General features: G+C 62.7%; 17 protein-coding genes and 2 pseudogenes. 12 read left to right on the top strand and 7 right to left on the bottom strand.

The annotated features are described in order from the left end of the window. The first annotated feature begins 11 nt into the window (after nt 1–11). The 4 genes from EWH12_RS15480 (at nt 12) to EWH12_RS15465 (ending at nt 5,381) form a co-directional block, all read left to right on the top strand. Nucleotides 12–1,403 carry a carboxylesterase/lipase family protein gene (locus tag EWH12_RS15480; protein ID WP_066609112.1) on the top strand — a complete coding sequence of 464 codons (1,392 nt, stop codon included), beginning with the start codon at nt 12–14 and terminating at the stop codon, nt 1,401–1,403. A 413-nt stretch (nt 1,404–1,816) separates the two neighbouring features. After that, nucleotides 1,817–3,010: an AAA family ATPase gene (locus EWH12_RS15475; RefSeq protein WP_129927127.1), complete on the top strand. Its 1,194-nt coding sequence runs from the start codon at nt 1,817–1,819 to the stop codon at nt 3,008–3,010. Beyond that, the gene (locus EWH12_RS15470; RefSeq protein ID WP_129927126.1) at nt 3,007–4,026 is read left to right on the top strand and encodes a ParB/RepB/Spo0J family partition protein; all 1,020 of its coding nucleotides are present in this window, start codon (nt 3,007–3,009) and stop codon (nt 4,024–4,026) included. The genes EWH12_RS15475 and EWH12_RS15470 overlap by 4 nt, the downstream gene beginning before the upstream one ends. Before the next feature lie 107 nt (nt 4,027–4,133). Continuing rightward, on the top strand, nt 4,134–5,381 hold the full coding sequence (locus EWH12_RS15465) for a replication initiator protein A (RefSeq protein ID WP_242496083.1): 1,248 nt from the start codon (nt 4,134–4,136) through the stop codon (nt 5,379–5,381). A gap of 639 nt (nt 5,382–6,020) precedes the next feature. On the opposite strand, the gene EWH12_RS15460 is transcribed toward EWH12_RS15465, so the two are convergent. Continuing rightward, nucleotides 6,021–7,013, bottom strand: coding sequence for a hypothetical protein (locus EWH12_RS15460; RefSeq protein WP_129927125.1), 993 nt, complete (start codon nt 7,011–7,013; stop codon nt 6,021–6,023). A gap of 122 nt (nt 7,014–7,135) precedes the next feature. Here EWH12_RS15460 and EWH12_RS15455 point away from each other — a divergent pair, with 122 nt between their 5' ends. Continuing rightward, nucleotides 7,136–7,390: a hypothetical protein gene (locus EWH12_RS15455; RefSeq protein WP_129927124.1), complete on the top strand. Its 255-nt coding sequence runs from the start codon at nt 7,136–7,138 to the stop codon at nt 7,388–7,390. 74 nt (nt 7,391–7,464) lie between these two features. Here EWH12_RS15455 and EWH12_RS15450 read toward each other — a convergent pair whose 3' ends face one another. The 3 genes from EWH12_RS15450 to ligK form a co-directional block, all read right to left on the bottom strand. Beyond that, on the bottom strand, nt 7,465–8,352 hold the full coding sequence (locus EWH12_RS15450; RefSeq protein ID WP_129927123.1) for an amidohydrolase family protein: 888 nt from the start codon (nt 8,350–8,352) through the stop codon (nt 7,465–7,467). 59 nt (nt 8,353–8,411) lie between these two features. Further along, nucleotides 8,412–9,473 carry a 4-oxalomesaconate tautomerase gene (locus EWH12_RS15445; protein ID WP_129927122.1) on the bottom strand — a complete coding sequence of 354 codons (1,062 nt, stop codon included), beginning with the start codon at nt 9,471–9,473 and terminating at the stop codon, nt 8,412–8,414. A 99-nt stretch (nt 9,474–9,572) separates the two neighbouring features. Beyond that, a complete protein-coding gene (gene ligK, locus EWH12_RS15440; protein ID WP_066609217.1) occupies nt 9,573–10,247 on the bottom strand; it encodes a 4-carboxy-4-hydroxy-2-oxoadipate aldolase/oxaloacetate decarboxylase in 675 nt (224 codons plus the stop codon). A gap of 142 nt (nt 10,248–10,389) precedes the next feature. Here ligK and EWH12_RS15435 point away from each other — a divergent pair, with 142 nt between their 5' ends. The 6 genes from EWH12_RS15435 to EWH12_RS15410 all read left to right on the top strand — a co-directional run bounded on the left by EWH12_RS15435 (nt 10,390) and on the right by EWH12_RS15410 (nt 16,048). Then, on the top strand, nt 10,390–11,562 hold the full coding sequence (locus tag EWH12_RS15435) for a LysR family transcriptional regulator (protein ID WP_066609104.1): 1,173 nt from the start codon (nt 10,390–10,392) through the stop codon (nt 11,560–11,562). A gap of 56 nt (nt 11,563–11,618) precedes the next feature. After that, nucleotides 11,619–12,506 carry an NAD(P)-dependent oxidoreductase gene (locus EWH12_RS15430; RefSeq protein ID WP_129927159.1) on the top strand — a complete coding sequence of 296 codons (888 nt, stop codon included), beginning with the start codon at nt 11,619–11,621 and terminating at the stop codon, nt 12,504–12,506. A gap of 66 nt (nt 12,507–12,572) precedes the next feature. Then, a complete protein-coding gene (locus EWH12_RS15425; RefSeq protein ID WP_066609103.1) occupies nt 12,573–13,598 on the top strand; it encodes an amidohydrolase family protein in 1,026 nt (341 codons plus the stop codon). Beyond that, nucleotides 13,595–14,050 carry a protocatechuate 4,5-dioxygenase subunit alpha gene (gene ligA / locus EWH12_RS15420; RefSeq protein WP_066609102.1) on the top strand — a complete coding sequence of 152 codons (456 nt, stop codon included), beginning with the start codon at nt 13,595–13,597 and terminating at the stop codon, nt 14,048–14,050. The genes EWH12_RS15425 and ligA overlap by 4 nt, the downstream gene beginning before the upstream one ends. A 1-nt stretch (nt 14,051) precedes the next feature. Beyond that, complete coding sequence (locus EWH12_RS15415) at nt 14,052–14,948, top strand: class III extradiol dioxygenase subunit beta (RefSeq protein ID WP_066609101.1); 897 nt, start codon at nt 14,052–14,054, stop codon at nt 14,946–14,948. A gap of 158 nt (nt 14,949–15,106) precedes the next feature. Beyond that, nucleotides 15,107–16,048 (top strand): Gfo/Idh/MocA family oxidoreductase, encoded by a 942-nt coding sequence (locus EWH12_RS15410; protein WP_129927121.1) that lies wholly within the window; start codon nt 15,107–15,109, stop codon nt 16,046–16,048. A gap of 282 nt (nt 16,049–16,330) precedes the next feature. On the opposite strand, the gene EWH12_RS15400 is transcribed toward EWH12_RS15410, so the two are convergent. From EWH12_RS15400 to EWH12_RS22690, 3 genes and pseudogenes are all read right to left on the bottom strand, one after another. Continuing rightward, a complete protein-coding gene (locus tag EWH12_RS15400; RefSeq protein WP_207212417.1) occupies nt 16,331–17,995 on the bottom strand; it encodes an alpha-L-rhamnosidase-related protein in 1,665 nt (554 codons plus the stop codon). A gap of 11 nt (nt 17,996–18,006) precedes the next feature. Further along, a complete protein-coding gene (locus EWH12_RS22695; RefSeq protein ID WP_242496085.1) occupies nt 18,007–18,258 on the bottom strand; it encodes a fibronectin type III-like domain-contianing protein in 252 nt (83 codons plus the stop codon). A 114-nt stretch (nt 18,259–18,372) separates the two neighbouring features. Continuing rightward, nucleotides 18,373–18,825: pseudogene (locus EWH12_RS22690) on the bottom strand (glycoside hydrolase family 3 protein); the annotation flags it as partial. An 86-nt stretch (nt 18,826–18,911) separates the two neighbouring features. Here EWH12_RS22690 and EWH12_RS15390 point away from each other — a divergent pair. After that, nucleotides 18,912–19,720, top strand: a pseudogene (locus EWH12_RS15390) (IS3 family transposase); the annotation flags it as partial. Nucleotides 19,721–19,840 lie beyond the last annotated feature (120 nt).

Raw genomic sequence — 19,840 nt, 5'->3', positions numbered from 1 at the left:
GGGAGAAAGAAATGGCTTTGCCTTTGCGCGCCTTGCTGTTGGCCGCTGCCCTGACCGCGCCCGTCGCCAGCGCGCGGTCGGACACGGCGCCGGTCATCACCATCGCGGACGGCGCGCTGCGCGGGGTCAATGAAGAGGACGTCGTCGCCTTCAAGGGCATTCCCTTCGCCGCGCCGCCGGTGGGCGATCTGCGGTGGCGCGCGCCGCAGCCAGTGACGCCCTGGCAAGGCGTGCGCGACGCCAGCCTGTACGGCCATGACTGTATGCAACTCCCCTTCCCCAGCGATGCCGCGCCGCTCGGCACGCCGCCGGCGGAGGATTGTCTTTATATGAATGTATGGAAACCGCAGCGGCGGACAGCCAAGCTGCCTGTGATGGTGTGGATCTATGGCGGCGGCTTCGTCAATGGCGGTTCGTCGCCGTCGACATATGCGGGGGTGGCGCTGGCGCGGCAGGGCATCATGGTGGTCAGCTTCAATTATCGGCTGGGGCGCTTTGGCACTTTTGCGCATCCCGCACTGACCAAAGCGGATGCGGACGAGGGGCGGCTTGCCAATTATGGCTATATGGACCAGATTGCGGCGCTGCGCTGGGTGCAGGACAATATCGCGGCATTCGGCGGCGACCCGACCAACGTCACCATCATCGGCGAAAGCGCGGGCGGCATGTCGATCCATGCGTTGCTGACCTCGCCAATGGCTCAGGGGCTGTTCCACAAGGCGGTGATCCAGTCCGGCGGACCGATGCCGATGGGCGACGCTACGCTGGCGGCCGCCGAGGCGATCGGCGCGGCGTTCGGGCGAAAGAAGGGGATAGCGCCAGACGATCCCCAGGCGCTGGCGCAATTGCGGGCGTTGCCCGCTGACGCCGTGGTCGATGGGCTGAACCTTGCGGCGCTCTTTGCGAGCGGCCCGCGCACCCATAGCAGCCCGATCGCCGACGGCCGCGTCGCGGTGGACAGTCTGGACGCCTATCGGGCGGGACGTTTCGCCAAGGCGCCGGTGATGATCGGCGCGACGAGCGACGATATTGGCGGGCCGGCCGGGCCGATGGTGACAGGCGCCCGCACGATGGCGCAGCTATTCGCGCGGGCGCGCGTGCCGACCTATCATTATCGCTTTTCCTATGTCGCACAGGCGCTGCGGAACGGGGAGACGAAGGGCGCGGGTCATGCCAGCGAAATCCCCTATTTCTTCGATACGGTCGCAGTGAAATATGGCGCCGCGACGACGGCCACGGATCGCGCGATCGCCCGGATCAGCAGCCGCTATCTGGTCAATTTCGTCCAGAAGGGCGATCCTAATGGCGGCGAGCTGCCAGGCTGGCGACGCTATGATCCCGCATCGCCAGAGATTATGGATATCGGTGTGGAGGACAGCGCCAAGGCGGTCCCCGATCGTTGAGATCGGCGCCATGATGCGACGTGCTATCACAACTGATCGATCGTGCTTTCGGAATCATCGTGGCGTGTTATCGCACGGTCATCAACGTGGGATCAGATTTTGGGCTTCATTGGCGACTCGCGTTATTTTGCGGGTTTTAAACCGGATTTTGATCGGTTAACCCCTCTAATCCCTCAATAAAATCCCTAAAGCCGCTTGGCCCCACAGGCTATGCCGCGGTTAAAGGTTGAAGGGCTATCAACCAGGTCCAATCCCTTCCCGCTGTGCTTCACCTTCCGGTTGTCTTTTGACGCACCGCAGCAGATGAGGGACGCCTTCGTAGCGGCACTTACCGATCGGTTTGACTTTCGTTCGATATTGAGCGCATAAAACACCAACCAGTTTATCGTCATGATTCGGTTATGAGGGGCGCTATGTCGTTTACCGTCAACACGCTGCGCAACGTCACGACAGCATGTCAGCAAATGCGCGATCATATCAAGACGATCGTGTTCCGTCCCGACGCGCACAAGACGCTCGACATCACATTCGGCCCGACCGTCGCGGCCGAATTGATCGGACGCACGCCGGAGGCTTTGGCCAAGGCGGAAGCCAAGGGGCGCCTGCCCCAGCCCAAGCAACTGCCCAATGGCCGTCGCTATTATACGCTGGAAGATCTGACCCAGATTCGCGAAGCGTTGGGCATCCATGTCGGCAAGCAACCGGACGAGGATGCGGTCGTGCTGGCGGTGCAGAATTTCAAGGGCGGCGTCGGAAAAAGCACGATCACCAAGCATCTGGCCGATTATCTGGCGCTGCATGGCTATCGCGTGCTGGTGATCGATTGCGATCCGCAGGCGTCGACCACCACTATGTTCGACATCCAGCCCGAAACGCTGATCGACGACGACCAGACGCTTGGCGCGTTCCTGTCCCCGCGCAGCACCTTCAGCAATTTTGCCGAAACCATTCGTGACACGCCCTGGCCGACGATCAAGATCGTGCCGTCGAGCCTGGGTCTGCAAGACGCGGAATGGGATTTGACCTCTACCCTGCGCGAAGGCGGGCAGGCAGTGCGCGAAAGTTTGCAAGCGCTGCGTATCGGCATCGCCAGCGTGACCAAGGATTTCGACGTCATCCTGCTCGACCCGCCGCCAGCCATGGGTTTCCTGGGGCTCAACGTGATGGCCGCGGCGACGGGATTGCTGATCCCGGTGCCGGCGCGCCAACTGGATTATCTGTCGACCATCCATTTCATGGACACGATCGCGGACAATATCGAGATTCTCGAACAAAATGGCACGCCGGTCAATTATGGCTTCATCCGCGTCGTATGTTCGACCTTCTCGCCCAACAAGCCGGGCGAGAATGACATGTGGCGGATCATGCAGGCGACCTATGCCGGGCTGTTGCTGGGGCAACCCATATTGGCGTCCGAAGAAATCAAGAACGCAACGCAGGCGTTTCGATCCATCTATGAATCCAAGCCGTCGGCATCGCACCAAACCTATACGCGATGCCGCGACAATCTGGACGCGGTGTTCGGGGAAGTCGAGCAGCAGATCCGCCAACAATGGCCATCGACCAGCCTGACCGGCGTCGATGCTGGCGTGAGCGTGGCGGCATGAGCCGGCGGTCACTGATCAGCGAGGCGCTGGCCGCCGTCGCTAATGAACCGGCGCCTATCGCGCCCACAGAAGCGGAAGCGACGGCCACAGCCGGGCGCGTCAATTTCACCAATAAGCGCCTGGAAGCTTTTGGCGAAGCCGCGCGAATCGTGAAGCGACCGACCATCCGGTTAAAGCCTGCGGAATGTTCGATCTGGCCAGGCAATGCGCGCGACTATACGTTGCTGGACGAACATCGGCTGCGCAGCCTGATCGATTCGGTGTTGGCGGAAGGCGGCAATCGTATTCCCGCGGTGGTGCGGCGTACGCCCAATGGCCCCCTGCCCTATGAACTGGTGACAGGGACGCGGCGGCACTGGGCGATCAGCTGGCTCAACAGCAATCATTATCCCGACATTGACCTGATCGCAATCATCGAAGATCTAGACGATGAGGCGGCGTTCCGGCTGGCCGACATCGAGAATCGCGAGCGGGAGGATATTTCCGACCTAGAGCGGGGCGTCAATTATAAGGCGGCGGTCGATCGCTTCTATGGCGGCGTTCAGTTGCGGATGGCCGAGCGGTTGAAAATCTCCAAATCGCAATTGTCGCGCTATATCGCCCTGACCGAGATCCCCCCCTTCCTAGTCAGCGCCTTCCATTCACCGATGGATTTGCAAGCCAAATATGGCGAGCGGCTTCTGCCCTTACTGCGTGATCCGGCCAGCCGGACGAAGCTGGAGGCCGCGGCCGAACAGATTTCGTCGGAGCAGAGTTTCCGTCGGTCGGGCGACGAGCAGCCCATCGCGGGCGCCGAGGTGATGGGCCGATTGCTCAAGGCCGTCACCGTCAAGGGGCGCGTGCAGAAGGCGGCGATCGCGGTTGGCGATGGCAAAGCGATCGGCGAGGTGGTGAAAGACCAGCAGAAGATATTGATGCTGTCGCTTACACCGTCCGACCTGTCGACCGATGCGATATTGGAGGCATTGCGGCCGGTGATCGATGCAGCGCGAATTCGGAGCGCGAGACGACGTTGACAGGCGATCATGCGGGGATGAAAAGCTGAAAATAGCGGAATAACCCTTATATTTCAGTTTGTTATGCAAATTTCCCCTTGGGGGGACAGCGGGAACGGGATGATGCAGTGGGGAATGAAGGCGAACTTAAGACGGCGCTGAAGGAGCGCAAGGTCCAGTTCGAAATGTTCTTCACCCTGCCCGATTTCAGCGACATTTCGCTGCGCGACTACCAAGAGACGATGCAGCGCCCTTTTTTCAGCCTTTCAAAACGCAAGCGGGTGAAGCCCATTGAATATATCAGTCCCGACAGGTCGGTGACGGTCCATGTCTCCGCCAATCCGACATATGGCATGGCGACCATCTGGGATGCGGACATCATGATCTATCTGGCGTCGCACTTGAACGAACTGCGCGAGCGCGGGCTGAACGACCTGACTCCGGTCATTCGGCTCCAGCCCGGCGACCTGCTCAAGCGGATCTGCTGGGGCACCAGCGGCCGGGCCTATGAACGGTTGGTAAGCGCGCTCGACCGGTTACAGGCTACAACGATCAAGACCAACATTCGCGCCAGCGCCAAGAGCCGGGAGACAACCTTCTCCTGGATCGACAGCTATACGCATTTGGTGGACGAGAGGACGCAGCGATCTCTGGGCATGGAAATCACCCTGTCCAAATGGTTCTTCGACGGCGTGATGGACAAGCGCAATGTGCTCGCCATATCGCCGCTCTATTTCGAGATCACCAGCGGGCTGGGCAAATGGCTTTACCGCGCGTCGCGCAAACATGCTGGCGGCAATGGCGCGGACGGCTTCGTCATCGGATTCGAAACGCTGCATCAGAAAAGCGGCAGCGAAAGCAACTATCCAGTGTTCAAGCGCAAACTGCTCGACCTGGCCCGCACCAACGAGTTGCCGGACATCAGTCTGGAAGTCGTCAATCCCGATAGTCCAAAGCCCAAGATGCGCATGGTGATGCGCCGCCATATGGCCGAACGGGTCCGTGCCGGGCGCGCCGCCCCCCTTCCCTCCCCCACCGCTCAGGCGGCTCCCGATGACATCGACGCAATGATCGATCCGCGCCAGGCGATGAAGCTGATCGCGCAGGCAGCGGGCGGATTGCGCAGTCCGGGTGCGGACAAGAGCAAGGCGCGTCATGCGCCGGTGGTCAGTGGCCGCGCCCGCGAGATGTTGGATGCCGACATTCATGCCGCAATTCGCAGCGATTTTCCGGGCTGGGATTATGATGAGTTGATGCGCCGATTCGACGCTTTCCTCGGCGCAAACCCGCATGAGCTGCCGCGTAACTATTCGAAGCGCTTTTATGGCTTCGTGAAGGAACACCACCGCCGCAACAAATATCGGCTGCGTCCCTGACAGCTATCGATCGACGTGTTTTCAGAATCGCGTGTTTCGGATGAAGTATCGCGCGACTTGGCTTTGATTCGCTTGTCGGACCGTGCGAACGGACATTAATAATAGCGGGAAAAGCGTGCGTCTGACCGTTTTGCTGATGCGCGACAGATCGTGATGGCGATAAAATGATGTTGCGATTGCCCCTGTGGCCGTGATTCTGAAAACACGATGATCGCGTGAAAAGCCATCGCGCGCGCCCTACCCCTATCGACCCTTCTGCCTTGTATCGCCGTTTCAGTGCCGAGCCCGAAAGGCAGACGGGCATCTCACGTTAGAGGATGTTGAGGGCGAGCTTAGACGTGTTTTTGGATCTGGTGGACGACATAGATTGGCGATCTGCATCGGCACGGAGTTGCCCAGATGGATGCTAGCCAGCCTGTATGGGCCACATGCAATCGACGTCGTCCTTGCTTTGACGCAGGTCGCCGGGAGAGGTCGGAGCGCTCGAACAAAAAAAAATTCGACCGGCGCAGAGAACAAAAGCTGAAAATGCGAATAGAGGCCGCAGGAGCCGCCCTCAGCGGCATCTTCCTCTCCGCATATAATCCCATGTCGAGAGTTGCCGATCGCCCTCAGCGGCCTTCTAGCGAGGACTATTTTCTAGGCTTCGGACCAAAAATCGGTGATTTGAGGATCAATAAGCGGATCTGGCGCGGTAGAGGCGTGCGGCGCGTGGCTCACCGGAATGATATAGCTGCGATAACTGCTTTGCCCCGATCGTTCTAGCAGGAGTCCGGCGTCGGTTGCGATGCCCAGCAATTTGATCGCCCCGGCAGAAGTCAGGTTCAATTGATCGGCGACGAGCCGACTGGTGATAAACGGTCGCGACATTGCCATCATCAATACATCCTTCAGACGGCCGGGCCGACGACGCGATGCGATATGGGCTGCGGCGCGCTCCGCATAGGCGCGCAGACGAACTTCCTGATCCAGATGATCGCAGGCGCCCAAGGCGATGGCTCGAAGCCATAGACGATCGAACTGGGCCGGGTCGGCGATCTTCCACGCGGCGCCGCTGGCCCGAAAGCCCAGGGCGACGAGACCACCGAATGATGCATCCCATCGACCCGGACCGTGGCGATCGCCGATCAGGAAGCTGGCCACCGCATCGCCCCGTCCGATCGGTGCGCGACGCCGCCATGCCAGGGCAAGGCGCGCGCCATGGAGCAGGGGAGGGGAGGGGGGCAGGGTGGCCGCTTCCGCCTGCCATTGCGCGACCCGCTGTCGGACGTCTGCGAGCGGGAGGCCGGGGGGTGCCCACGGGCCAGCAGGGGCGGGGGCGTCATGCACGCCCAGCCAATCGAGAAGGCCGATGCTGTCCGCACGCAGCGTACCAAGCGTTACCGGCGCTCCGACGGCTTGCCGCCAATGGGTGAGGTCGTAGGCGGCTCCACCAACGCTGCCGCGGCCATTGACCGTGAACGCGCTCGCCTCAACCGATGTCGTATCGAGCCATGCCAAGGCCTGGCGTTCGGTGATGAAGCATCGTATCTTCCAAGGGCGACGCACCGGGCTAAGCCGTCGCCGCTCCTCGATCCGTGCGAGCGCCGCCTGCGCTTCGGCGTAGAGAGAGAGTAGGGTGACATCGTCCATGGTCCCTTGGTCGCAATCATCCCTACACGACAACCTTCCCATGGATATCATATCCTAGAATATATAAGCTAATATCAATGATATAATATGATATATTAAACGATATGGCCATTTAAGCTAGTTTGATCCTATACGCTCTCCGCCCGAACGCCAATCCTTCATCTTTTCGACCGATTGGCGTCCACACGCTAGAGAGTACTGTCGGCGATCTGGCGGGCTGGTTCGGTGGTTTCCTGCCCGTCACCGCCTTCGCCATGGTCGCGGCGACCGGGGATATTTATTACGGCCTCTGGTATCCGGTCGTCATCGCGGCGGCGACGGCGGTCATCGGACTGTTGTTCCTGCCGGAAACCTTCCGCCGCAATATTGACGACTGAGACGGCGAGTTGGACAATTGAAATGACAAGAGCGGCGCCCACCAGCGCCGCTCTTGTCATTATATATCAATTACTTATGCTTCTTCCGGCCAGTAGAGGCGCATCGGGTTGTCGATCAGCAATTTGCGCTGGAGTTCGGCGGTGGGCGCGATGCGGGGAATCATATCGACCAGATGGCCGTCATCTGGAATATCGTCCTGCATATTGGGGTGCGGCCAGTCGGTGCCCCACAGCACGCGGTCCTGATAGTCGGCGACCAGCGGTGCGACCGCGTCGGCAAAGGCGTTCCAGGGATCGCCACCAATTCCATCTTTGGCCTGATCGAGCCGGTCGGGGCAGGTAGCCTTGAACCAGATGTCGTCGCGGCTCTCCAGAAAGGCGCGGAAGGCCTTCATGTCGACGCCGTCCGGCCCTTGGGTCACATCGGGGCGGCCCATATGGTCGATCACCAGCGGGACCGGGATGGCGTCCATGAACGGGCGCAGTTCTTCGAGGATGTCGGCTTCGAAATAGATCACCACATGCCAGCCGGCCGGCAGGCGCTTGGCGACGTCGAGGAATTTGTCCTTGGGGGCGTCGTCCACCAGACGCTTGAGGAAATTGAAGCGGATGCCGCGGATTCCGCCATCATGGAGGGCGGCGAGATCGGCAGCGGAAATGGCCGGATCGACCACGGCGACGCCGCGCGCCTTACCGTTCGCCTTTGCGATGGCGTTCAGGGTCGCGCTATTGTCGGTGCCGTGGCAGCTCGCCTGGACGATGACATTGCGGGCGAAGCCCAGATGGTCGCGCAATGCGAACAACATGTCCGGGCCGGCATCTTCGGGCAGATATTTCGCCTTCGCGCTGAAGGGGAAGTCTGCCATCGGGCCGAAGACATGGCAATGGGCGTCGATCGCGCCGGCGGGGGGCGTATAGAGCGGCCTGGAGGGCGCGCCATGCCATGAGGTGATGCGGGTCATTGGTTCCAACTCCGTTCGGCCCTTTGACAGGCTCAGGGCGATAGGCCCTAGTTTCTGGTTTAAGAAAAGACGACGCCGTCCATCAATTTACGCGCGGTGCGGAGCATGGCGGCGCTGGTGACGGCGCCGCTGTCGTCCAGTTCCATGACGCAGGTCGTTTCGCCCGTCGGATGTTCGACCGAGAGCGTCTTGCGATCGCCGCCGGGAATGGAAGCGACCTCGGCCGCGGGCGATCCTTCGACCAGGCAGGCGGTAGCGACGCTGACCGCGCCAAGCACGCCGATGGAAGCATGGGCGCGATGCGGGATGAAACTGCGCACCGTGACTGCGCCGCCGTTGCGGGGCGGGGCGACCAGCATCATCTTGGGCACCGACTTGTCGGTTACGTCGCCCAGGTTCATGCGTTCGCCGACGGCAAGGCGGATTTTTTCGATCCGGGCTTTCAGCGCCGTATCATTGTCCAGCGTGTCACGGTCTTCATAGCCGGTGATGCCGACGTCCTGCGCCTTCATCACCACGCAGGGCATCCCGTTGTCGATCAGGGTGACGCGCACGCCCTCCACTTCGTCGAAGGCGTTGCCGGTGGGAAGAAGGGCGCCGCAAGAGGAGCCGGCGGTGTCGCGAAACTCCAGCGGGATGGGGGCGGCGCTGCCGGGGACGCCGTCGATCTTGGCGTCGCCGTCATAGCGGACTTTGCCGCCGGGGGTTTGCACCGTGCCGATGGCGATCTGGCCGGTATTTTCCATGAAGATGGCGACGCGGGTTTCGTCCTGTTGCGCAGCGACGAGGCCCCGTTCGATCGCGAAGGGGCCGATGCCGGCGAGAATGTTGCCGCAATTCTGCGCGTCGCTGACCACCGCCTTGTCGACGAAGACCTGAAGGAAGAGATAATCGACATCGACGCCGTCGCGCTGTGACTTTTTCACGACCGCGACCTTGCTGGTCAGCGGATCGGCGCCGCCCATGCCGTCGATCTGGCGCGGGTCGGGGGAACCCATGACGCGCAACAGGAAGGCGTCGCGGGCGGCGGTGTCGGCGGGCAGGTCCTGGGCGAGGAAATAGCCGCCCTTGGACGTGCCGCCGCGCATCCACAGGACGGGGGATTGGCTATGTGCTGTCATCTACAGCTCCGTTCGGTTCGAGCTTGTCGAGAACCCTGCGCGATGGTTCTCGACAAGCTCGAACCGAACGGAGAGGGGGACGCGACAGGGGGCAGGCGGTCAGATATATTTCAGGCCCATCTCTTCCAGGCGCGGGCGCATATTATAGATGTCGAGGCCGAGTTCGCCGGCGGCGAGGCGGACGCGCTTGGCTTCTTCGGCGGCTTCGCGGGCCTGCGCCTTTTCGAGGACCGCAGCGGCGTCGGCGCGTGGTACGATGCACACGCCGTCATCGTCGGCGATCACCACGTCGCCCGGATTGACCAGCGCATTGGCGCAGATGACGGGGACGTTGACCGATCCGATCGTGTTCTTGACCGTGCCCTGGGCATGGACCGCCTTCGACCAGACCGGGAAGTTCATCTGAGTGAGGTCGCGCACGTCGCGCACGCCCGCGTCGATGATGAGCCCGCGGCAGCCGCGCGCCTGGGCCGAAGTGGCGAGCAGGTCGCCGAAATAACCGTCGGTGCAGGGGCTGGTGGGGGCGAGGAGGAGGACGTCGCCTTCCTTCAACTGCTCGATCGCGACATGGACCATCCAATTGTCGCCGGGCGCGGCGGAGATGGTGACGGCGTTGCCGGCGATGCGCGCGCCGGTATAGATCGGGCGCATGTACGAGGCGAGCAGGCCGGTGCGGCCCTGCGCTTCATGGACGGTGGCGACGCCGCATTTGGCGAGGCCGTCGACGACGCTAAGGTCCGCCCGTTCGATATTCTGGACGACGATGCCGGACATGCTGACCTTCTCCTTATCATGGCGGCGCACGGACCAAGCTGATGGTTGGGCGGCGCGGGACAGGATGGTGGCTGGACCCGTTCGGGGGAAAGGGCAAAAAGGAAATCTGGCCAAGCCATTAGTTTTCACTAAATATGGCAATGTGGACTGGACCGACATCAACCTTCGTCACCTGCGCGCAACCGTGGAAATCGCGGATCGCGGAACCATGAATGCGGCCGCCGCGGCGGTAAACCTGACCCAGCCGGCGATAACCCAGGCGTTGGCCCGATTCGAAGCCATGCTGGACGTACCCTTGTTCGACCGCCGCCATGACGGGATGACGGTGACCGATGCGGGCGCGCTGCTGGTGCCGCGTTTCCACGCCGCGCTGGACCATATCGCCAGCCCGCATGTGACGATGGCGCGGTTCCGCGCGTTGATCGCGCTGGCGGATGCGGGCAGTTACCCTGCGGCGAGTGCCGCGACCGGCCTGTCGATCCCTTCGCTGCATCGCGCGGTCAACGACCTTAGCCTGTCGCTGCGGCGGCCGCTGGTGCGGCGGCGCGGCAAGGTGGTGATGCTGACCGATGCCGGTGTGCGGATGGCGCGCGCCTTTCGCCTGGCGCGGGTGGAGTTGATGGCGGCGCTGGCCGAACTGGCGGCGCTCAAGGGGCATGAGACGCGCAGCATCGCCATTGGCGCGATGCCGCTGTCTCGCGCGCGGGTGCTGCCCGCCGCCGTGTCGCGCTTCCTGCGGCGGCGGCCGGGCGTGCGCATCACCATATTGGAAGGGTCGCGCGCCGAACTGATCGAGCCGTTGCGCAACGGCGCGATCGACATGATGGTGGGGGCGTTGCGCCTGCCGCTGCTGGAGGCGGATTTCGAGCAGGCGGCGCTGTTCGAAGACCGGCCGGTGGTGATCGCGCGGGCAGGCCATCCGCTGGCCGGGACACAGCCCGCCATGAGCGATCTGGCGCGCTATCCCTGGATCATCGCCGCGCCGGGCGCGCCGCTGCGCGAAAGCTGGGAGGCGTTATTCAGCGAACATGGCATCGCTTTGCCGGTCGTGCCGATCGAATCGGGATCGGTCATGACCATCCGGCAATTGCTGATCGACAATGATTTCCTGACCCTGTTGTCACCCGATCAGGTGACGGTGGAGCTGGAGGCGGGGTGGCTGTGCCGGATCGACACGCCGGTATCGCCCGCCAGCCGATCTATCGGCGTGACGACGCGGGCCTCCTGGCGCCCGACCACGGTGCAGGCGGAGTTCATCGCCGATCTGGAGGCCGTGTCGCGGGGGGATACAGAAAGGATGTTTAGCGCCAGCTAATGACCGGGCGGCTGTTCCGATTTGTCGTCGCGCGCATCGACGGGCAGATTCCCGCCATGACGACCGATATTCTCCTGATCGGATTTGGCGAGGCGGGCAGCACATTCGCTGCGGCTGGCGCGTGGGGCGCGCGCGCGTTGGCGCATGACCGCGATCCGGCGCGGGCCAGCGTGATGGCGCAGATGGACGTCGCCTGTCGCGATCGGCTGGACGACGCGGTGCGGGGCGCGCCGATGATCCTGTCGCTGGTGACGGCGGATCAGGCGCTGGCCGTGGCGCGCGACGCCGCGGCGCTGATCGCGCCGGGGACGCTGTTCTGTGACATGAACAGCGTTGCGCCGCAGACCAAGCAGGCCGCTGCCGCATTGGTCGAGGCGGCCGGGGGCCATTATGTCGATGTGGCGGTGATGGCGCCGGTCGATCCGGCGCGGCTCAACGTACCGCTGCTGTTGAGCGGCGCGCGAGCCGGGGATGCCGAGGCGCGGTTGCGCGCGCTGGGTTTTGCGAAGACGCGGGTCGTGGGCGCGGATGTCGGCCGGGCCTCCTCGATCAAGATGATCCGCTCGGTGATGGTCAAGGGGATCGAGGCGTTGACCGCCGAATGCGTGCTGGCCGCGGCGCAGGCGGATGTGCTGGACGAGGTGCTGGCCTCGCTCGATGCGAGCGAGAAGGCGAAGACTTGGGGCGTGCGGGCGGATTATAATCTCGACCGGATGCTGGTGCATGGCACGCGGCGCGCGGCGGAGATGGAGGAAGTCGTCAAGACACTGGATGGCCTTGGCACCGGGGCTGCGATGACGCGCGGCACGGTGGCGCGGCAGGCGGCGATCGGCGCACTGAGCGTGAAGGCGCCGCCGGAAGGGCTGGGCGCGAAGATCGGGGTGATTTCTTCCGACGGCGTTTCCGCGAAGGCGGAAGTGACGGAGTTTTTGGGGCGGGCGTAGCGTGCTGTCGCCTGAGGCCCCAGCCTTTGCTGGGGTGACGGAATAAGGGTTGAGGAAAGAGACGCGATGAGCCTGATTATCGATTGCCACGGTCATTACACCGTCCTGCCCAAGGGCCATGACGCCTGGCGCGAGGAACAGAAGGCGGCGTTCAAGGCCGGGACGCCGTGCCCGCCCTATCCCGACATCAGCGACGCGGAGATTCGCGAGACGATCGAGGCGAACCAGTTGCGCCTGATCAAGGAGCGCGGCGCGGACCTGACGATCTTTTCGCCCCGCGCATCCGCGATGGCGCCGCATGTGGGCGACGAGGCGGTGGCGAAGGAATGGGCGATCCGCTGCAACGACCTGATCGCGCGCGTCGTCGGCCTGTTCCCCGAAACCTTCGTCGGCGTGTGCATGTTGCCGCAGTCGCCCAAGGCCGACATGAGCAACAGCATCGCGGAGCTGGAGCGCTGCGTCACCGAACTGGGCTTTATCGGCTGCAACCTCAATCCCGATCCGGGCGGCGGGCATTTCACCCATCCGCCGCTGACCGACAGATATTGGTATCCCTTCTACGAGAAGATGGTCGAGCTGGACGTGCCGGCGATGATTCATGTGTCGGGCAGCTGCAACCCGGCGATGCACGCGACCGGCGGCTATTATATCGCGGCGGATACGATCGCCTTCATGCAGTTGCTGGAAGGCGATCTGTTCAAGGATTTCCCGACGCTGCGCTTCATCATCCCGCATGGCGGCGGCGCGGTGCCCTATCATTGGGGGCGCTATCGCGGGCTGGCGGACATGCTCAAGAAGCCCGACCTGTCGACGCACCTGATGAACAATATCTTCTTCGACACCTGCGTCTATCACCAGCCGGGCGTGGACCTGCTGGCCGACGTGATCGAGAATAAGAATATCCTGTTCGGGTCGGAAATGGTCGGCGCGGTGCGCGGCATCGACCCGACCACCGGATTCTATTTCGACGACACCAAACGCTATGTCGATGCGCTGGACGTGAGCGACGAGGAACGCGCCGCAATCTTCGCGGGCAATGCCCGTCGCGTCTTCCCGCGCCTCGACGCCCAATTGAAGGAGAGGGGACTATGATAACAGAAGATCCCAAACATCAGGACATCCACGAATATCTCGCCGAGATGGAGGATATTCCGGGCACCCGCGTCTTCACCGCCAAGCGCGCCCGGCAGGGCTATCATCTGAACCAGTTTGCGATGAGCCTGATGAAGGATGAAAATCGCGCGAAGTTCAAGGCGGACGAGCGCGCCTATCTGGACGAATGGCCGCTGACCGAGGAGCAGAAGCTGGGCGTGCTGGCGCGCGATTATAACAAGTGCCTGGACCTGGGCGGCAATGTCTATTTCCTGTCCAAGCTGTTTTCGACCGACGGCGTTCCCTTTGCCGAGGCGGTCAGCACCATGACAGACATGGCGTTCCCCGAATATCGGGAAATGATGATGCGGGGCGGGCGTTCGCCCGAAGGCGCCCGGTCGATCAAGGCCAATGAAGCGGCGGCCGCCGCCGCGAAGAAAGAGGATCGCTGATATGGCGCGGATTACTGCTGGCGTGGCGTCGAGCCATGTGCCGCTGCTGGGCGTGGCGTCGGACTTCAACAAGGATCGCGACGATTATTTCGGACCGATCTTTGCCGGGTACGATTGGACCCGCGCATGGGAGAAGGCCGAAAAGCCCGATGTCATCATCCTGGTCTATAACGACCACGCCTCCGCCTTCGACATGAAGATCATCCCGACCTTCGCGATCGGCTGTGGCGAGCGTTACAAGTCGGCCGACGAAGGCTGGGGGCCGCGCGCGGTGCCGGACGTGGAGGGACATCCCGACCTCGCATGGCACATGGCGCAGAGCCTGATCCTGGACGAGTTCGACATGACGATCATCAACGAGATGGACGTCGATCATGGCCTGACCGTGCCGCTCTCCATGATGTTCGGCAAGCCCGACGCCTGGCCGTGCAAGGTCGTGCCGCTGGCGGTCAATGTCGTCACCTATCCCCCGCCATCGGGCAATCGCTGCTGGGCGCTGGGCGAGGCGGTGCGCAAGGCGGTCGAGAGCTTCCCCGAAGACCTCAACGTCCAGATCTGGGGCACGGGCGGCATGAGCCACCAGTTGCAGGGGCCGCGCGCCGGGCTGATCAACAAGGAATGGGACAATATGTTCCTGGACGGGCTGATCGGCGAGAGCGACCATCTGCGCCGCATCCCGCATATCGAATATCTGCGCGAAACCGGCAGCGAAGGCATCGAAATGGTGATGTGGCTGGTGATGCGCGGGGCGCTGGGCAAGAAAACCCGCGCGCTGCATCGCCATTATCATGTGCCCTGCTCCAACACCGCGATCGGCCATATGGTGCTGCGCCCCGACAATGGCGAAGGGCTGGACATGACCGGCAGCGATACGGTGAACGCGATCGCGGCTGAATAAACCAACTTAAAGCCCCTCCCCTTCAGGGGAGGGGTCGGGATGGGGGCGGTTGCGTTAGCAATCGCTTCTGCCTTCAAGATGGGCGCTGGCTCGCTTCGCTCGCACCCACCCCTTCCCCCTCCCTTAAAAGGGAGGGGCTTATTTTGGAGTAGTTTTTCATGCGTATTGCCCTGGCTGGCGCCGGCGCCTTTGGCGAAAAGCATCTTGATGGCCTCAAGAATATCGATGGCGTCACCGTCACCTCGATCATCGGCCGCGAACTGGAGGCGACGAAGAAGGTCGCGGAGAAATATGGCATCGGCCATGTGACGACCGACCTGAACGAGACGCTGGCGCGTGACGATGTGGACGCTGTGATCCTGTGCACGCCCACGCAGATGCACGCCGCGCAGGCGATCGCCTGCATGGATGCGGGCAAGCATGTGGAGGTGGAAATTCCGCTGGCCGATAGCTGGGCCGATGCGCAGGCGGTACTCAAGAAGCAGGAGGAAACCGGTCTCGTCTGCATGGTCGGCCACACGCGCCGCTTCAATCCGTCGCACCAGTTCGTCCACAACCGTATCGAGGCGGGCGAATTCAATGTCCAGCAGATGGATGTGCAGACCTATTTCTTCCGCCGCAAGAATATCAATGCGAAGGGGGAACCGCGGTCCTGGACCGACCATCTGCTGTGGCATCATGCCGCCCATACGGTCGACCTGTTCGCCTATCAGGCGGGCAGAATCGTGTCGGCGCACGCGCTCCAGGGGCCGATCCATCCGGACCTGGGCATCGCCATGGACATGTCGATCCAGCTGAAGAGCGAGACCGGCGCCATCTGCACCCTGTCGCTGTCGTTCAACAATGACGGGCCGCTCGGCACCTTCTTCCGCTATATCGGCGATACCGACACCTATATCGCGCGTTACGACGATCTGGTGAACGGCAAGGAAGAGGCGATCGACGTCAGCCAGGTCGCCGTGTCGATGAACGGCATCGAATTGCAGGATCGCGAATTCATCAGCGCCATCCGCGAAGGCCGCGATCCGAACAGCAGCGTCGCCAAGGTGTTCGATTGCTATCGCGTACTGGGTGAACTGGAAACGCAGCTGGCGGGTTGATCAACTATAATTTCGGGCGCGCAGTAAGGGCGTGGCCGGGCAACCGGTCGCGCCCTTTCTAGGCTGTAGCGATTCCCGCAACGGCCAAGCGGCGCTATTATCGCTGGGTCGAGCAAGGGGTGATCGAACGGATATTCGAGGCGGTATTCGATGATCCCGACATCGCAGCGTTCGCCTGCCCTATGATGTCATCGCTTGTCGACGCCGATGGGCATGGAAGGCTTTTTCGCCCGCATCGAACAAGCGCACGCCTTGTTGGTAGCGAATGTCAGAATGGGGCCATCAGGAGAGTTTCTGCCTGAGAAAATAAGACGGCGTGCAGCTCCAGGCATGGCAATAGCTATTGATATGGATGTCCCCATAGGGAGACGACAGCGGAGTGGTTGGATCAAACACTTCCCAGAAGGTATCGACACCCGCGTCGATCATCGCCCCCCAATAGCTTTCGAGCAGCGCCATGGCGCGTTTCTTTTCGCCACATGCGATGAGCGCTTCCACGACATAATGATAAAGATAAGGGGTAGAGGGCTTGATCGCCGCCGGATCGTCCAGCGTAGCGAACAGGGCTTTGCGCCCTTCGCGCGGCGACAGGAGTCCGCCCAGCATCATCCAGCTCGCGCCGGCCCAACTGACCTGTCGCCTGGGGCCGCTGACCACCCGTCCGCTGTGCGCGTCCCAATAGGCGGCGCGGCCGGCGGTGGTCATCGTTCCAGCCCTATGGGATAGGCTGGCATCCTCCTGCTTCATCCCCAGTCGTCGGGCCAGTTCCGCGGTCGCCCTCCAGGCGAAGGTGAGCAGGCCCTGGATCGCGGCGCCCTTGTCCAGCTTGTCCGCCCAGTCGATGAAAATCCACATATTGCCCGGATCGACGAACAGCCCGTCGGCATTGATCCAGCGCGCGATCAGTTCCAGCTGGCGTCGCGCCACCGGCCACAGGTCGCGCCCGGTCGCAACATCGCCGGTCGCCATCACATAATCGCGCAGGGTGACGTTGAAGAGCGCGGCATAATCGACGATGTGCATACCGCCGTAGCGGGGATGTGGCTTTTCGTAGACGCAGGCGGCGACCAACCCGTCTTTGTCGCGATAGGCCGCGAACAGATACAGGCAGCGCTTGACCAGATCGTTGTTCTGGAAGCTCGCATAATTGGCGAGCGCCTGAAGCCGCAGATCGCCGACCCACAGTCGCTGGTCTCGGCGCGGACCATCCTCGAAACTGGTTTGCATACAGTCACGCAGCGTCGCCATCGCGACCTCGTCCATCCGGCGCAGGCGCGGGGTCGCGCCCATGGGCGCGGGCATGGGACCAGCCGACGTCACCGCGTGAGCGCGGACATTGAGGAACTTTACCGCAAAGCCCGGCGAAGTGTCGATCACGTCGACCCGGACATAGCGAAAGGCGTAACGTCGCGCCATCTTCACCGACTGCGGCAGATAATCGACGGTGATGATCTCTTCGGGCAACCAGGCTTCGCTGATCTTGCCCTTATAGGGATGCAGCGGTTCGGCGACGTCGGTCTGCACTTCGCCGAAGGTCAGTTTCAGCCGCACCGGCGCATCCGGTTCGCGCCCGACCGTTTCGAGGTCGAAGGACAGATAACCCGTCCGGTGCCCTTCGAAATCGAGGATGAAGCTGTCGCCCTTGCGGAAGCTGCGGGTAGCGAAGTCCGCGATGGTGGCGGCCTTTTCCACGCGGAAACGCAATATCTGCGCGGGGTCGGGGATCATGTTCACCAGAGCGACCGGCTGTTGCTCGATGCTATGCAGCGTCGGCATCAGAGCGTCGGCCTTGCGCGCCCATTCGGCATTGGGTTCGCCCGCAATCGCTGGCGCAAAACGGCTATTTTGCGCCAGCACCTTCGGTCCCGCCAGCAGGGTGGCGAAGGTAACGCCCAGCGCGCCACCAAGGATCGGCCGCCTGCGGATGGCGAGCGATTGCCCCTGCATATCGCAATCCCCTACCGGCTTTTGGCGGCAAGCGGCAGGTCGCGTGAGGAGCCGCCCACATAAACCGCACGCACGCCCTGCGGCGTGGTCCAGCTGGCCGCCCTTTCATCCCAATATTGCAGGCTGCGTGGCGCGACATGAATCGACACCGTCTTCGATTCCGATGGCGCCAGATGGACGCGGTCGAATCCGGCGAGCGCCTTGACCGGGAAGGCGATGCCCCTGGGGGCATTGGCGGGCGCGCCCAGATAGATCTGCGCCACTTCGTCCGATGCCCGCTTTCCCGTATTGGCGACGGTGAAACGGACGTCCAGACCGCCGTCGGCGGCGGGCTTCACGGTCAGGCCAGAATAGGCGAAGCTGGTGTAGCTGAGGCCATGGCCGAAGGCGTAGAGGGGCTCCTTTTTCTGCCGGTCGAACCAGCGATAGCCGACATCCAGCCCCTCCGAATAGGTGACGACGCCATCTTCGCGCGCGCCGCGTTCGGGATGACGGGGGTCGGTCGCGGGATAATCCTCCAGCGCCTTGCCCCAGGTGAAGGGCAGACGGCCCGCCGGGCTGACCCGGCCGGTCAGGATGTCGACGGTCGCCTCGCCGCCCTTGTCGCCGCCCCACCACATGTTGAGCACCGCCTTCACCTTGCCCAACCAAGGCATGGCGACGGGGTAGCTGCTGTTCAGCACCACGATGGTGTTGGGGTTGGCCGCGCTCACATCATCGATCAGCCTGTTCTGCTCAGGGGTGAGGCCGAAGATGGGATTTTGCCGCGCCCAGGCGAAGACGACGGCCTTCTTGGCTTTTGCCGCGGTTTCGACAGCGTGGCGGTAATTGGCCTCGCGCTGTTGCGGCGTCTGACGTGCTCCCCTGAAATGTGACCGATTTTGAGTAGAGTCCGACGCAAAGGAGTCGGACGAACATGAAGCGGAGCAGGTTCAGCGAAGAGCAGATCATTGCGATCTTGAAGGAGCAGGAGGCGGGCATGGCGACGGTGGACGTGTGTCGCCGCCATGGGATCAGCTCGGCGACGTTTTACAAGTGGAAGTCGAAGTATGGCGGGCTGGAGGTATCCGAGGCGCGGCGACTGCGCGCGCTCGAGGACGAGAACGCGAAGCTGAAGAAGCTGCTGGCCGAGGCGATGCTGGACAACGTGGTGCTGAAGGATCTGGCATCAAAAAAATGGTAACGCCCGGCGCTAAGCGGGAAGCCGTCGCTCATGCTCGTGAACACCACGGGCTGAGCGAGCGTCGGGCGTGCGGCCTGGTCGGCGTGAGCCGGCGGGTGATCCGGTATCGATCGTCGCGGCCGGACGATGGTCCGTTGCGGCAGCGTCTGCGGGAGCTGGCGGCAGAGCGTCGCCGGTTCGGCTATCGGCGTCTGGGCTATCTGCTGGCGCGCGAGGGCATGACGCCCAACCACAAGAAGCTGCTGCGGGTATATCGCGAAGAGAACCTGCGGGTCCGTCGCCGAGGTGGCCGCAAGCGCGCCTTGGGCACCAGGGCGCCGATGGTGCTGCCGGATGGGCCGAACCAGCGCTGGTCGCTGGACTTCGTCTCCGACACCCTGACCTGCAGCCGCCGGTTCCGCATCCTGTGCGTGGTAGACGACTACACGCGCGAATGCCTGGCGCTGGTGGCGGACACGTCGCTGTCGGGCGTGCGGGTCGCGCGGGAACTGACGCGGCTGATCGGGATACGCGGCAAGCCGCATACGGTGGTCAGCGATAACGTCCTAGGTCAGGAAGCAGCGGCGGGTTTTGGCCAACAGATATCTATGCGCCGACAAACATCGGCGCTGCATGCATTCTGAGCCAGATGGCTTCCACCGTCAACGGGATCGCTCCCTGCC

The sequence above is a fragment of the Sphingobium cupriresistens genome, assembly GCF_004152865.1.
Lineage (GTDB): Bacteria > Pseudomonadota > Alphaproteobacteria > Sphingomonadales > Sphingomonadaceae > Sphingobium > Sphingobium cupriresistens.
Note: the sequence above shows the minus strand (reverse complement) of the source record. Positions and strands in the feature narration are given on the sequence as shown.